We start from the raw sequence: 14,235 nt of genomic DNA, 5'->3' as shown, positions 1-14,235 counted from the left end.
GTGGGCAACCTTGCTCTCACCGGGCCGTTTCCGGCCCGGTGAGATGCGGCCCCGGGACGCGGTCTACGGTCTCCCGTCCGGCCAGAGCCGCGGGCGGCGCCTGGCCGCGAGGTCCTCGGCCCAGCCGAAGGCGAGGACGCAGAGCGCGATGAGGGCCCAGGTGAGCAGCAGCACGGGCACCCAGCTCTCCAGCAGCCAGGGCACGTTCTCGCTCAGGGCGTCGACCGACCACAGCCGGTCGTAGAGCGTGGCGGCGGTCAGGATGCAGACGTTGTGCCAGAGGTAGACGGTCACCGCCCGCGAGTTGAGGAGCGTGATCGGCCGGTCGAAGGCGCGCAGCCGCTCGGGCCACTCGGTCCAGGAGGGGCTGTAGTGCAGCAGGAGCAGCACACAGCCGAAGGACCACAGGGCCTGGGCGAGCGGGATGGAGTCCAGGTCGAAGCCGCCGCGGAAGCCCTCGTGGCTCGCCCACCACAGCCCCGCGCCCGCGAACAGCGGGGCGATCGACGGCACGACGTAGCCGGGCAGCCGTTTCAGGGCGCCTTCCTGGTGGGCCATGCCGAGGACCCAGCAGGCGCCGAAGGTGGAGAAGTCGGTGATCGCGGAGTCGAGGCGGTCGGTGGTGGAGAACAGGTCGAGCCGCATCACGACGGCGAGCGCGAGGGGCGCGAGCAGCGTCGGCCAGGGCAGTCTGCGCAGCCCGCGCAGGATCAGCGGCGAGAGCAGGACGAACCAGAGGTAGGCCCGGATGTACCAGAGCGGTCCGGCCAGCTCCTCCGGCCAGCTCTCCCCCAGGAAGCCGGGGACGCCCGCCACGTCGTACGCGTACGGCGGATCGCTCAGCGGCAGCACCCAGTACGCCAGGTGCTGCCACCACCAGCCGGGGTGGCCCTCGGCGTCCGGGCCCCAGCCCTGGGCGGCCATGCCGGTGACGCCGATCGCCCCGAGCAGCCACAGCGGCGGCAGCAGCCGGCGGACCCGGCCGCGGATCACCCGCGCGGCGGGCCGTTCCAGCGAGCGGGCCATCAGCGTTCCGGCGAGCGCGAACATCACGCCCATGGACGGGAAGACGATCGGCAGCCAGGCCCAGCCGGTGAGGTGGTAGAGGACGACCCGGAAGAGGGCGAGGGCCCGCAGCAGGTCGAAGTACCGGTCGCGGACGGGGCGGTGGGGCGGGGGTACGGGGGCGGGGGCTTCCGGTGCCGGGTCGGCCGGGGCCGGGGCGGCGGACCCGTCGGCGGTCGCGGGCCGGGGCGGCGCGGTCATGCGTACGGCCTCCGGCCCGTGCCGTTCCCGTCGCCGGACCCGGCCGCGGCACGCTGCGGGGTCCGGGTGGAGGTGCCGCCGGGCGCCTCCACGGCCCCCGTGCGGCGCAGCTTCTGCCAGCGCAGCCGGCCACCGGTGAGCGCGGTGATCCACGACTGGAGCAGCACCACGTACATGAGCTGGCGGTAGAGGATCTGCTGGAGCGGCAGCGAGATCAGGTGCACCATGCGTTCCCGGTCCAGCCGGAACGCGTACGCCGCGCAGACCGCCTGCACCACCAGCACCCCGAACCACGCGGCCACGGTCTTCGCGGTCGGCCCGAAGACCAGTCCGTACAGCAGGAACACGTCGATCAGGGGCGCCAGCAGCGGGGCGACGACCATGAACAGGGAGACGAACGGCAGCCCGACCCGGCCGAAGCGGCCCGAGGGCCCGCGTTCGATCACCGCGCGCCGGTGCTTCCAGATGGCCTGCATCGTGCCGTACGACCACCGGTAGCGCTGGGACCACAGCTGCTGTACGGACTCCGGCGCCTCGGTCCAGGCGCGGGCGTTCTCCGCGTAGACGACACGCCAGCCGTCCCGGTGCAGGGCCATGGTGACGTCGGTGTCCTCGGCGAGGGTGTCCTCGCTCATCCCGCCGACCCGCTCCAGGGCCTCGCGGCGGAACGCGCCGACGGCGCCGGGGATGGTGGGCATGCAGCCGAGTACGTCGTACATCCGGCGGTCCAGGTTGAAGCCCATCACGTACTCGATGTGCTGCCAGGCGCCGATCAGGGAGTCGCGGTTGCCGACCTTGGCGTTGCCCGCGACGGCTCCGACCCGGGGGTCGGCGAAGGGCTGGACCAGCTCGCGGACGGTGGACGGTTCGAACACGGTGTCGCCGTCCATCATCACGACGATGTCGTAACGGGCGTGCCGGATACCGTTGTTGAGGGCGGCCGGTTTGCCCGCGTTCTGCTGGCGCACCACCCGTACGCGGGGCAGCCGCATCGCTTCGACGAGGTCGGCGGTGCCGTCGGTGGAGCCGTCGTCGATGACGATGACCTCGATGGGGTGGTCACTGGCGACCAGTGAGCGGACTGTCGCCTCGATGCACTCGCGTTCGTTGTACGCGGGCACGAGGACGGAGACCGGGCGCATGAGGGGGTCGCCCCAGCGGAAGCCCTTGCGGCGGACCTTGCGGGCGTGGGCGAAGGACAGCAGCAGCATCAGCCCGAAGCGGGCCAGGACCAGGACGCCGATGACGGCGAGCCCGACGACCAGGACGCCGGTGATCCGCTCGGAGACGGCGACGGCGGAGACGAACGCCTTGCCCTTCCACAGCGCGAACCCGGTGACCGGGGTGTGCGCGCTGGGGGCGTCGAGGGCGGTGGTGAGCCGGGTGAAGGTGTAGCCCTTCTTCTTCAGGTCCGGCAGCAGGAGGTCCAGCGCGGCCACGGTCTGGGAGCGGTCGCCGCCGGAGTCGTGCAGCAGGACGATGGCGCCTTCGCCGTCCTTCGGCGTGGCCCGTTCGACGATGGCGCGGACTCCGGGGCGCTTCCAGTCCTCGCTGTCGGTGTCGTTGACGACCGTGAGATAGCCGCGGCTGCCGATGTACTCGGTGACCGGCCAGGACTTGTTGTCCATGGCGTACGAGAACGAGGAGTACGGCGGCCGGAACAGCGAGCTCCGGATTCCGGCGGCGCCCGCCAGCGCCAGCTGGTTCTGGGAGAGCTCCCGGTCGATGCGCTCGGAGGTCTGGTAGGAGAGGTCGGGGTGCCCGAAGGTGTGCAGGCCGATCTCGTGGCCCTCGTCGACCATCCGCCGGACCAGGTCCGGGTGGCGTGCGGCCATGTTCCCGGCGACGAAGAAGACGGCGTGCGCGTCGTACTCCTTCAGCTTGTCGAGCACCTTCGGCGTCCACACCGGGTCCGGCCCGTCGTCGAAGGTCAGGACGATCCGGTTGTCGGGTATGCGGAGCGTCCTGGGGTCGCCCCCGCGGGCGTCGATGACGGGACCGCCGTCGAGGACCTCCGTCGGCACCTGGGTGGTGGGCGCGGGTGGCCGTACGCGGTGGTCGGCCTGGAACTCGTTGTGGACGTAACCGCGCAGCATCAGCATCACGAGCAGGGCGACGAGCAGGGTCGAGGGCAGGAGGTAGCGCATGGGGAGCCTGAGCGGGCTGCTGCTCGGCCTCCGCTTCCGCGAGGCCCGCTTCGACCGGTCACGCCTGCCCCGCGGGGCGGGGGAGTTCATTTACGGGGCGCTCTCTTCTTGCACCGGGGTTTCGGGAGTCCCGGTGGGGCCGCTCGTCGGAGCAGGCGGCTCCGGTTCGGGCTCGGGGGACGGCGGCGGAGGCTCGGCCGACGGCTCGGCGGCCGAGGTCGCGGGGGCCGGCTCCGTGGCCTCGCCGCCCCCGGTGCCGCTGGACGGCGCCGGCGGGGCGGAGGCGGAGGGGCGGCCCGTCGATCCGGCGGGCACGACGACGGAGGTGGCCGAGGGGGCCGCGCTGCCGGGGGTGCCGGACTCCGGGGCTGCCGGACCGGAGGCGCCGGGGGTGGCCTCCGGCGCTCCGTCGGACGGGTCGGCGGCGTCGCCGGGCACGGGGTCCTCCTCGGCCTGCTCCGCCTTCACCTCCTCCTTGGGCTCGGACAGGGGCAGCCAGGGGGCGCTGGAGCTGCCGCCGATGACGGCGAAGACGAGGGTGACGGCGTAGGCGACGCAGACCGTGGCGAGAGCCCAGCCGAGGCGTCGGAAGGTCTTGCCGCGGCGGCCGCTCTCGTCGACGAAGACCGGCCCTTCGGAACTGTCCGGCGGGGCGGGTTCACCGGGCAGCTCGGCGAGCTGACGCCCCAGCCCGTCGAGCTGGATTGTCGCGTCGTTGGGCTCGTGCGTGTGCCCGGTTCTCATGCCCTCGCGCCAGTTGTCCACGACTGAAGCCCAACCCCCCACTCAAGAATCAGGCGCACGGAATTGACCGGTTCTCTACTGTCGGACGGGGCCCCACCTGTCCGCGCACCCTGACGTTCATCCACTCGGACGATGAATGTAGCGCACGGCATTGACGCCCAAGTGTCCCTGAACGGAGTTGATCAGGAACAGTTGCGCATCAGTGACAGATCCTCCTCGGGAAGCCAGGAGCCGGGCGGTGGCACCATCCACCCATGGGCTTGTGCCAACTGGTCAGTAGCGTTGCGCAGGGCGTCCACCCCCGGATGCTGGAGCCCCTTGCGCCAGACCAGGGCCACCGGCGAAAGCGGAACCGGATCGACGAGCGGGCGCAGCACCGTTCCGGGCAGCGTCGGGAAATCGACAACGGCGAGCACGGGGTGACCGGCTTTCGACATCACCCGTTGAAATTCGGCCACACCCACGGCGAGCGGGATGGGTGGGGCCAGCACGATGTCCCAGGCGGCGAACAGCTGTGCGGCGAGGTCGGTCCACTCCAGCGTCCGCTCGTTGCCCGCCCCCGCGTAGACGGTCTCTCCGGACAGCTCGGACAGGGCGATGGCCTCCCGGCCCGCGAGGGGGTGGGAGACCGGGAGCATCAGGGCCATCGGCTCGTACCGCACCGGCTGTACGGACAGCTGCGCGAGCACCGCGGGGCCCAGTCCGGCGGCCCGGCCGAAGGAGGCGTCGAGCCGGCCGGCCAGGATCTCGGCGGCGGCCCGGGTCAGCCCGGACTCGAAGCGGGCCATCAGCTCGCACTCCGGAACCAGCTCCCGGGCCCGCTCCAGCACCCGGGCGGCGGTCGCCCCCTCACTGTTCAGGTCGACGAGCAGCGGCCGGGCGGGCGAACCGCTGAAGGCCCCGGTGAGCTCGGCGTGCGCGTCGAGGACCCGGCGGGCGTACGGGAGGAGGCGCTCGCCGTCCGGGGTGAGGGCGACCTGACGCGTGGTGCGGACGAACAGCTCCGTACCGAGTTCGCGCTCCAGCCGCCGGATGTCCCGGCTCAGCGCCTGCTGCGCCACGAAGAGACGGGCGGCGGCGCGGGTGAAGTGCAGCTCCTCGGCGACGGCGAGGAAGGCGCGCAGGAGTCGGGGATCGGTGTCGGGGGCGGGCACGCGGCGAATCTACAACGCGGGAGACCACTCACAACACCTCTGCGTGAATCGGCCCGGAGAAGGTGTTGGACCCGGGCGGCGGGCCGGGGTGAGCCTGGCCGCATGCCGATACGCCCTGCCGCACCCCCTGCCGCCCGGCCGCTCCGGGCGGCCCGGCCCGCGCCCTCCGCCACTCCCCTGCTCACGGTCGCGGGCGGCCATCTGATCGCGGCCCCGCGCGTCGCGCCGGAACGCGCGCTGCGGCGGCCGCCGAACCCGTATCTCCGGCTGCTGGCGACCCCCGGGGCCCGCGCGTTCACGGCGGGCAGCCTGATCGCCCGGCTGCCCATGGGGATGCTCGGTGTCAGCGCGGTCATCATGATCGCCGGGTCCCGCGGGTCGTACGCCCTGGCCGGGGCGGTGACCGCGACCGGGCTGGCGGCCACGGCCCTCGTCGCGCCGTTCACCGCCCGGCTCGTGGACCGCTTCGGACAGGCGCGGGTCGCCGTGCCCGCCACCGCCATCGCCGTGCTCGGTTCGCTGGCCCTGGTGCTGTGCGTACACCACGACGCCCCGGCCTGGACCCTCTTCGCCGCGTACGCCACGACCGCCACCACCCCCAACACCGGCGGGATGTCCCGGGCCCGCTGGGCGCGTCTGCACCGGGGCGATCCGGCGGCCCTGCACACCGCGAACTCCTTCGAGCAGTCCGCCGACGAGCTGTGCTTCATGCTGGGCCCGGTCCTCGCCGCGACGCTCTGCGGGGCGCTGTTCCCGGAGGCGGGCACCCTGGCGGGGGCGCTGCTCCTGATGACCGGCGTCCTGGTCTTCACCGCCCAGCGCGCCACGGAACCGCCGGTCGCCCCGCGCACGAAGGCGGTGCCCTCGCCCCTGCGCACCCCCGGGATGCCCGCGCTGCTGGCGGTCTTCCTCGCCACGGGTGCGGTGTTCGGGGCGCTGGAGGTGGTCTCCATCGCGCATGCAGGAGGCGCGATCCTGGCGCTCCAGGCGGCGGGCTCGGGGGCGGCGGGCCTGGTCTACGGTGCGCTGCGCCCCGCCCGGAACGTCCACCTCCGGCTGGTGCTCGCTCTGGCCGGGATGACGGCGCTGATGTCCCTGCCGCTGCTGGCCGCTGCCGCGTCGGCGTCCCTGCCCGTCCTGGCGCTCTGCCTGCTGCTCGCGGGCGCGGCAACGGCCCCCACCATGGTGACGGGCATGACGCTGGTCCAACGGGCCACGCGGCAGGAGCAGTTGAACGAGGGCATGACGCTCTCGGTGACCGCACTGCTGGGCGGGGTCGCGGCCGGGGCGGCGACCGGCGGCTGGCTGGTGGAGCATGCGGGGACGGCCTCCGGCTACGCGGCCCCGGTGTGCGCGGCGGCCCTCGCGCTGGCCACCGCCCTCGCCGGTGCGGCGGGCCGCGGGGCCAGAGCCCGAGTCGCCACGAGCCGCGCTGCCAAGCCCACCGCACCGAACAGGAGTTGACCTGGCCAGATCGCTGGGAGAGGCTGGCCCGGCCGCTGTTCACGCGTACCCGGGGGGGGACTTCTCGTATGGCGACCACGACCGGAGGTCTGCGCGTCGGACCGGACTCGGCTCCGGACCGGTACCGGCTGCGGCGGTCCATCGGCCGCGGCGGCGAGGCGGTGCTCTACCTGGCCGACCTGGAGCTGTCCGGAGAGGCCGAGCCCGTCGTGGTGAAGGTCCTGGACACCCGCTCCACCATGACGGCGGAGGGTTTCGCCCGGATCAGCGCCGCGTGGAGCGACCAGGCGGAGCTGCTCCGCTTCGTGCACCGGGTCGGGGTGATCGGCGTACGGGAGCACTTCGAGGGCCCGCCCCCGCACCCGCCGGGCCGGGCCCCGGAGAGCACCGGCCGCTGTCTCTACCTGGTGATGAACCACGTGGAGGGCCTGGACCTGCGGGACTGGCGGGCCGAACGCACCCTGGAGACGCCCGACGAGCGGCGCGAGGCCGTGCGCTGTCTGGAGCAGCTGGCCGAGGTGCTGGACCGGCTGCACTCGGGCAGCGCCACCCCGTCGGGCCGCGTGGTGGTGCACGGTGATCTCTCCCCCGGCAATGTGATGGTCGACTCCGACGGCCAGGCCACCCTGGTCGACTTCGGGCTGAGCAAGCTCGCCCCCGAACACCGCACGGCCGAGGTCTGGTTCACCCCCGGATTCGCGGCTCCCGAGGTCCACGAGGGCGTACGGTCCCCGGCCGCCGACCGGTACGCGTTCGGCGCCCTCGCCTACTTCCTGCTCAGCGGCGAGACCCCGCCCGCGACCCCGGAGCAGCTGCGCGAGCGGTTCACCGCGCTGCCGGAGGTCACCGGCCTGCCACCGGAGCAGCGGACCGCCCTGCTCGCGCTGTACGAGGCCGACCCCGGCCGCAGACCGGAGTCCCTGACCGGGTGGGTGCGGCAGTTGCGCCCCGCGGTGGTGGCGACGACGTCCCGCGCGCGTACGGTCACCGCTCCTCCGCCGCCCATGTCCCCGCCGCCGGGTGGCGCGTCGCCCGGGGCCGCTTCCTCCGCGCGCCCGCATTACGTCGCCCCGCAGACACCACCGGCACCACTGACACCGCCGGGATCACCGACGCACCCGCCGGCGGCCGTGACAGCGCCGGACATCGGGCGCCGCCGCCGGAAGTACCTGCTGCCGCTGGGTGCGGCGGCTGCCGTGACGCTGCTGGTGGTCGGCGCGGTCCTGGGCTCCCGGCTGGCCTCCGGCGACGACGACGGCGGCACCGCCTCCGGCAAGGGCCCGGAGGTGACCCGTACGGCCACCGAGAGCCCTGCGGCAGAGCCGAGCACCGAGCCCAGCACCCCGTCGGAATCGCCCGGGACACCGACGGCCGACCCGTCCGGCACTCCGGACACGTCACCCTCCTCGGACTCTTCGGAGCCCGCCGCGAGGGAGCCCCAGTCCTTGACGGCGCTGACGCCGGTGGACGGCTCCTCGTGGGACACCGAACCGTCCGTCCTGAACACCCGGGAATTCGAGACGGCGATGACCACGCGCCTGCCGTGCTTCAGCGGGACCAAGGTCACCGAATACAACCTGGAACGGGCCTGGTCCTCCCTCCGGTTCGTCGGCGGCATCACGGACGACTCCCCCCAGTCGCAGGGAAAGGTGACGTTCCTGGGCGATGGAAAGATCCTGGAGTCCGGAACCCTGTCCCTGGGCAAGGAACGGACCTTCGACGTACCGGTCGACGGCGTACTGCGGCTACGCGTCACCCTCGACAAGGCCTCCGGCGACTGCAAAGGCATCGCCGCTCTCGCCGACCCCGTACTGGAACCCTGACCCGTCCCGCCCTGGGACACGCCTGGACATGGGAAGCGCCCGGACATGGGAAAAGCCTCCGCCCCGCGAGTGAACTCGCGGGGCGGAGGCTTACATGGGGTGGTGGAGATGGCGGGAATCGAACCCGCGTCCAACGGTGCGGAACCAGGGCTTCTCCGAGTGCAGTTCGCTGCGCTTTTCTCGGCCCCGGAGGTCACGCGAACAAGCCTCCGACAGGCTCAGCCACTGTTTGATTTCCTTCTCGGCCCCGTGGCCGGGCCGAGAAGTTTAGATCCCTAGTTGATGCCAGGATCCGGGTCGGGATCACCCCCGGGCTGACACTCCGCAGAGTCTTCGCTAGCTGCTAATTAGGCAGCGAGGGCGAAGGCGGAGGAATCGCGCTTGGAATTGGCGATTATTGTTTGCGACATATGGTTTACGAGATCATTGCCGCTTCCTCGACTCGCTTCCCCTGCTTCGACATCCGCTGTCGAAACCGATCATCCCCATGTTGATTTTTCAATCCGCGCACCTTCGCTGAGGTGCGTGGCCCATCGTACGTGACCAACGCCGGACGATGCCACCGTATTCCCGCCCACGGCCCCGTCAGGCGCTGCGCTGGCGCCGGCGGGCCGCGGCGATGGCGCGGTTCGTCTCCCGCGTGTCCTGCTTCTCGCGGAGCGTCTGGCGCTTGTCGTACTCCTTCTTGCCCTTCGCGAGCGCGATCTCGACCTTGACCCGGCCGTCCTTGAAGTACAGCGCGAGCGGCACGATCGTGTGGCCCGTCTCCTGCGACTTCGACTCCAGCTTGTCGATCTCGGCCCGGTGCAGCAGCAGCTTGCGCTTCCGCTTGGCCGCGTGGTTGGTCCAGGTGCCCTGGACGTACTCGGGGACGTGGATGTTGTGGAGCCACGCCTCGTGGTCGTCGATCTGGACGAACCCGTCGACCAGGGAGGCCCGCCCCATGCGCAGCGACTTGACCTCCGTCCCCATGAGGACGAGACCGCACTCGTAGGTGTCGATGATGGTGTAGTCGTGCCGCGCCTTCTTGTTCTGCGCGATCATCTTGCGCCCGGTGTCTTTTTCCTTCGCCATAGTGCGGTCATTTTCGCACTACGACCCACCCCCGAGGCCACTCAATACCGTCTCGGCCCGCTGCTGGGCCCGCTCGCGCACCACGAGGTCGGGGGTGATGCCCCGGCCGTCGACGTTGTGGCCGCCCGGGGTGCGGTAGTGGCCCACGGTCAGCTCGGCCACCGAGCCGCCGGGAAGCTTGCTGGGCATCTGCACGGAGCCCTTGCCGAAGGTGGGCGTACCGACGGTGACCGCGCGGCCCCGGTCCTGGAGGGCCCCGGTCAGCAGCTCGGCGGCGCTCATCGTGCCGCCGTCGACGAGGACGACGACCGGCCGGTCCGTGTCGCCGCCCGGATCGGCGTGCAGGGCGCGCTGCTCCCCGCGCACGTCGTACGTGGCGACCAGGCCGCCGTCCAGGAAGGCGGAGGCGGCGACGACGGCCTCGGCGACGAGACCGCCGGAGTTGGCGCGCAGGTCGAGCAGTATCCCGGCCCCCTCGGGTGCGGACCGGACCGCGTCCCGGACCTTGGCCCCGGCGCCCTTGGTGAAGGCGGCGACCTTGATGAGGACCGCCGAGGAGGGCTCCGCGCCCAGCCTCCGTACGGTGACCGCCTCGGTGGTCAGCCGGGCCCGCTCCAGGGTCCTGGTCCAGCTCCGCCCGTCCCGTACGAGCCCGAGCTCCACCCGGCTGCCCGCGGCCGCTCCCGTACCGTCACCGCGGAGTAACGCGACGACCTCGGCGACGGGGCGCCTGTCGACCCGGCGGCCGTCCAGGGTGCGCAGCAGGTCACCGGCGCGGATTCCGGCCCGGTCGGCGGGGCCGCCGGGCTGGACGCGGGAGACGCTGACGGCCCCGTCGTCCGTCCGCCGGGCGGAGAGCCCGACACCGGTGTACGAGCCGTCCAGCGCCTGCTCGAACTCCTCGTACTCCCGCTCGTCGTACACCGCGCCCCAGCGGTCCCCGCTGCGGCTGACGACCTCCTCGGCGGCGTCCTTCACGGACTTCCCGTCGGCCTGCGCGTCGGCGGCGGCGTCCTCGATCTCGTCGCGGTCGACCGGGGCGACGGTGGAGGAGACGGCCCGGGTCTGCGGGCGGGGGGCGGCATCGGGCTCCTGCGGCAGCGAACCGGTCGCCGCGGCGGTGGCGAGCACGCACCCGAAGACCAATGTCAGGGCCGCCCCGCGGCAAAGGCCGCGGGGCCCGAAGCGGTGCGTACAACCCGACATGGCGCCGAGTCTAGGACAAGCCCCCTGGGGCGTACGGGCACTTGCCCGTACGCCCCAGGGGGCACATGTCACACCTTCAGGTACTTGCGGAGCGCGAAGAGAGCCGCAACGGCCGGCATCAGGAGGCCGATCGCGAGCACCAGCGGGAGCTTGGTGAGGACCGCGTCCCAGCCGATGAAGTTGATCAGGTTCAGCTTCTCCTGGAGCGCGAGGCCGCCGTCGATGAGGAAGTACCGGCCGCCGAGCAGCATCGCGCAGGCCAGCACGCCGCCGATCAGACCGGCGACGGCCGCCTCCATGATGAAGGGGGCCTGGATGTAGAAGCCGGAGGCTCCCACCAGGCGCATGATGCCCGTCTCACGTCTCCTGCTGAACGCGGAGACGCGCACGGTGTTGACGATCAGGATCAGCGCGATGACCAGCATGAGGATCATCACGTAGATCGCGACGACGTTCATGCCGTTCATCAGCTCGAAGAGGTTGTCCAGGATGGACCGCTGGTCCTGGACGGACTGCACCCCGTCCCGTCCCGCGAAGGCCGTGGCGACGACCTTGTACTTCTGCGGGTCCTTGAGCTTGACGCGGAACGACTCCTGCATCTGGTCGGGCGTGATGTTGCCCGCCATCGGGGAGTCGCCGAACTGCTCCTGGTAGTGCTTGTACGCCTCGTCGGCCGTCTCGAAGTGAACAGGCTTCTGGACGGCGTCCATCTTCTCCAGATCGGCCTTGATCTGCTCCTTCTGCTCCTTGGTGACAGCGCCCTTGGCACACTTGGGCATGTCCTTGGCGTCGTTCTTGTTGCAGAGGAAGATGGAGACGTTGACCTTGTCGTACCAGTAGTCCTTCATCGTGCTGACCTGCTCGCGCATCAGCAGCGCACCGCCGAACAGGGCGAGCGAGAGGGCGACGGAGACCACGACCGCGAAGGTCATCGTGAGGTTGCGGCGGAGACCGACGCCGATCTCCGACAGGACGAACTGGGCGCGCATGGCGTCCTTTCAGTGCAGTGCTCGATGCTCGAAATGCGCGGGGGCCCGAGGGCCCCCGGTCAGTGCTGGTAGCCGTAGACGCCGCGCGCCTGGTCGCGTACGAGACGGCCCTGTTCGAGCTCGATGACGCGCTTGCGCATCTGGTCGACGATGTTCTGGTCGTGGGTCGCCATGATCACGGTGGTGCCGGTCCGGTTGATCCGGTCCAGCAGCTTCATGATGCCCACGGAGGTCTGCGGGTCGAGGTTGCCGGTCGGCTCGTCCGCGATGAGCAGCATGGGGCGGTTCACGAAGGCGCGGGCGATGGCCACGCGCTGCTGCTCACCGCCGGAGAGCTCTCCGGGCATCCGCTCCTCCTTGCCGCCGAGGCCGACGAGGTCGAGCACCTGGGGCACCGCCTTGCGGATCTCGCCGCGGGGCTTGCCGATGACCTCCTGCGCGAAGGCCACGTTCTGGGCGACCGTCTTGTTCGGCAGCAGACGGAAGTCCTGGAAGACCGTCCCCAGCTGGCGGCGCATCTGCGGCACCTTCCAGTTGGACAGCCGCGCGAGATCCTTGCCGAGCACATGGACCATGCCGGTGCTGGCGCGCTCCTCGCGCAGGATCAGCCGCATGAAGGTCGACTTGCCGGAGCCGGAGGAGCCCACCAGGAAGACGAACTCACCCTTCTCGATGTCCAGCGAGACATCGCGCAGAGCCGGTCGGGTCTGCTTCGGGTAGGTCTTGGAGACGTTGTCGAATCGGATCACGGATGCACCACGGTCGGCCGGGAGTAGGTGAGCGTGACCATACGCGAACCGGGCTCACGCGTGCAGGCGGCGTCCGACAATGGGCGATTTATGGCGAATGACCGCCCGGAACGCATCGGGGCGGACCGGTGCTTGTCCGGCGGGCCGCGCCGAAAACGGCGGGAGCTGGCACAGTGGTGGGGGGAACGGTTGCGTTTCCCTGAGCGTTGTGCGGAGAGAACGCAAGCAAGCGGCTCCGCCGCGCGGGAGGAGGAATGCGCATGACCTATGACCGACTGGTGTGCGCGAACTGCGCGGCGCCCGTGAGCGAGGGTCGCTGCCGCGTCTGCCGTGCCGTGCGGCAGCAGATGCTGGAGGAGCAGGGCCAGGGCCCGCTGGCCGGGATGAGCCCCGTCATGCTGGTCGCCCTGATGGTGGTGCTGCTGACCGCCCTCGCACTGCTGGCGCACCAAGCGGCCTGATCCGGCCCGCCGCCCGGCCCGTCCGGCCCGTCCGGGGCTCGTAAACGTGTGCGTACGCCCGCCTGAGCGGGCCTGACGCCGGAAGGGCCCGGAAGGAGTGAACCACTCCTTCCGGGCCCTTCGTCATGCTGTACAGCGCCTGCACGGGGGTCCTACTGGCTCGTTACGGACCCCCGTACTGGCTCGTACGGTCCTAGGCGACCGTACGACCGCCGCCGACCAGCCGCGGCAGGATGCGGAAGCCGATGCCGCCCGCGATCATCGTCGCGGCACCGATGACCAGGAAGGTGGTCTCGGCCGCACCGGTTTCGGCGAGCTCTTCCTTGCCCTTGCTCTGCTCGACGGGCTGGTTGCCGACGCTGTCGGTGTCGGTGTTGGTGCTGGTGTTGTCCGTGCACTCGGCACCGTCGAGGTCGACGGTGCAGGTGCCGGCGCCGCCGTCGCCACCGGTCGTGGAGCCGGTGGTGCCGGTGGAGCCGGTGGAGCCGTTGGAGCCGTTGGAGCCGTTGGAGCCGTTCTGGCCCTCGGACGTGTCGCCGGTGGTCTCACCGGTAGTGGTCTCACCCGTGGTGGTCTCGCCGGTCGTGGACGTCTCACCGGTGGTCTCACCCGTGGTCGTCTCACCCGTGGTGGTCTCGCCGGTCGTGGACGTCTCACCGGTGGTCTCACCCGTGGTCGTCTCACCCGTGGTGGTCTCGCCGGTCGTGGACGTCTCACCGGTGGTCTCACCCGTGGTCGTCTCACCGGTCGTGGTCTCGCCGGTCGTGGACGTCTCACCGGTGGTCTCACCCGTGGTCGTCTCACCCGTGGTCTCACCCGAGGTCGTCTGCCCCTGGGTGACGCCGCCCGGATCGCCGCCCTCGGTTGCGCCGGGCTCGTCGTCCGGGCCCAGCTGGACCTGCACGTCGGCGATGCCGGAGTCGACGCCGATCTCCAGCGCCTGCGCCGCACCGGCCGCGGTCAGCGAGGCACCCGCGGCGATAACCACGCCAGCGGTTATCCGCGCGACGCGGACACGCGTCTTGTTCGTCATGTGTTGCTACCCCCAGTAGCCGATCTCGTCATTGGAGCAGCCATATGCGGGCCGCGGGCCCTGCGGGGAATCGCTCTCGGCAGGGCCACGTCGTGTCGTGGTCACCCCGCCCGCCCCCCGGTTCA

General features: G+C 71.5%; 12 protein-coding genes and 1 other RNA gene. 3 read left to right on the top strand and 10 right to left on the bottom strand.

Going from position 1 to position 14,235, the window contains the following annotated elements; all coding sequences use genetic code 11:
* Positions 1–63: 63 nt before the first annotated feature.
* The 4 genes from ACZ5WC_RS29415 to ACZ5WC_RS29400 form a co-directional block, all read right to left on the bottom strand.
* Positions 64–1,266 (bottom strand): acyltransferase family protein, encoded by a 1,203-nt coding sequence (locus ACZ5WC_RS29415; RefSeq protein ID WP_468543662.1) that lies wholly within the window; start codon positions 1,264–1,266, stop codon positions 64–66.
* The gene (locus tag ACZ5WC_RS29410; protein ID WP_468543661.1) at positions 1,263–3,503 is read right to left on the bottom strand and encodes a bifunctional polysaccharide deacetylase/glycosyltransferase family 2 protein; all 2,241 of its coding nucleotides are present in this window, start codon (positions 3,501–3,503) and stop codon (positions 1,263–1,265) included. The genes ACZ5WC_RS29415 and ACZ5WC_RS29410 overlap by 4 nt, the downstream gene beginning before the upstream one ends.
* The gene (locus ACZ5WC_RS29405; RefSeq protein WP_468543660.1) at positions 3,504–4,178 is read right to left on the bottom strand and encodes a hypothetical protein; all 675 of its coding nucleotides are present in this window, start codon (positions 4,176–4,178) and stop codon (positions 3,504–3,506) included.
* Between the two features lie 161 nt (positions 4,179–4,339).
* On the bottom strand, positions 4,340–5,311 hold the full coding sequence (locus ACZ5WC_RS29400) for a LysR family transcriptional regulator (protein WP_468543659.1): 972 nt from the start codon (positions 5,309–5,311) through the stop codon (positions 4,340–4,342).
* A gap of 102 nt (positions 5,312–5,413) precedes the next feature.
* Between ACZ5WC_RS29400 and ACZ5WC_RS29395 the strand changes: the two genes are divergently transcribed.
* Both ACZ5WC_RS29395 and ACZ5WC_RS29390 read left to right on the top strand, forming a co-directional pair.
* On the top strand, positions 5,414–6,775 hold the full coding sequence (locus tag ACZ5WC_RS29395) for an MFS transporter (protein WP_468543658.1): 1,362 nt from the start codon (positions 5,414–5,416) through the stop codon (positions 6,773–6,775).
* Between the two features lie 68 nt (positions 6,776–6,843).
* Entirely contained in the window at positions 6,844–8,598 is a 1,755-nt protein-coding gene (locus tag ACZ5WC_RS29390) for a serine/threonine protein kinase (protein WP_468543657.1), read from the top strand.
* Between the two features lie 100 nt (positions 8,599–8,698).
* Here the strand turns inward: ACZ5WC_RS29390 and ssrA are convergent.
* The 5 genes from ssrA to ftsE form a co-directional block, all read right to left on the bottom strand.
* Positions 8,699–9,085: a transfer-messenger RNA gene (ssrA, locus tag ACZ5WC_RS29385) on the bottom strand.
* A 98-nt stretch (positions 9,086–9,183) separates the two neighbouring features.
* A complete protein-coding gene (gene smpB, locus ACZ5WC_RS29380) occupies positions 9,184–9,672 on the bottom strand; it encodes an SsrA-binding protein SmpB (RefSeq protein ID WP_311119784.1) in 489 nt (162 codons plus the stop codon).
* Between the two features lie 18 nt (positions 9,673–9,690).
* Entirely contained in the window at positions 9,691–10,878 is a 1,188-nt protein-coding gene (locus ACZ5WC_RS29375) for a S41 family peptidase (RefSeq protein ID WP_468543656.1), read from the bottom strand.
* 68 nt (positions 10,879–10,946) lie between these two features.
* Entirely contained in the window at positions 10,947–11,867 is a 921-nt protein-coding gene (ftsX, locus tag ACZ5WC_RS29370) for a permease-like cell division protein FtsX (protein WP_468543655.1), read from the bottom strand.
* A gap of 59 nt (positions 11,868–11,926) precedes the next feature.
* Positions 11,927–12,616, bottom strand: a complete 690-nt coding sequence (ftsE, locus tag ACZ5WC_RS29365; protein ID WP_018512316.1) for a cell division ATP-binding protein FtsE — start codon at positions 12,614–12,616, stop codon at positions 11,927–11,929.
* 260 nt (positions 12,617–12,876) lie between these two features.
* Here ftsE and ACZ5WC_RS29360 point away from each other — a divergent pair, with 260 nt between their 5' ends.
* The gene (locus ACZ5WC_RS29360) at positions 12,877–13,077 is read left to right on the top strand and encodes a hypothetical protein (RefSeq protein ID WP_468543654.1); all 201 of its coding nucleotides are present in this window, start codon (positions 12,877–12,879) and stop codon (positions 13,075–13,077) included.
* Between the two features lie 193 nt (positions 13,078–13,270).
* Here ACZ5WC_RS29360 and ACZ5WC_RS29355 read toward each other — a convergent pair whose 3' ends face one another.
* Positions 13,271–14,110 carry an LPXTG cell wall anchor domain-containing protein gene (locus ACZ5WC_RS29355; RefSeq protein ID WP_468543653.1) on the bottom strand — a complete coding sequence of 280 codons (840 nt, stop codon included), beginning with the start codon at positions 14,108–14,110 and terminating at the stop codon, positions 13,271–13,273.
* Positions 14,111–14,235: the final 125 nt, after the last annotated feature.

Source organism: Streptomyces sp. NPDC033165 (genome assembly GCF_055577965.1).
The sequence above is the reverse complement of the archived record's forward strand: the minus strand, read 5'-3'. Positions and strand labels throughout refer to the sequence as shown.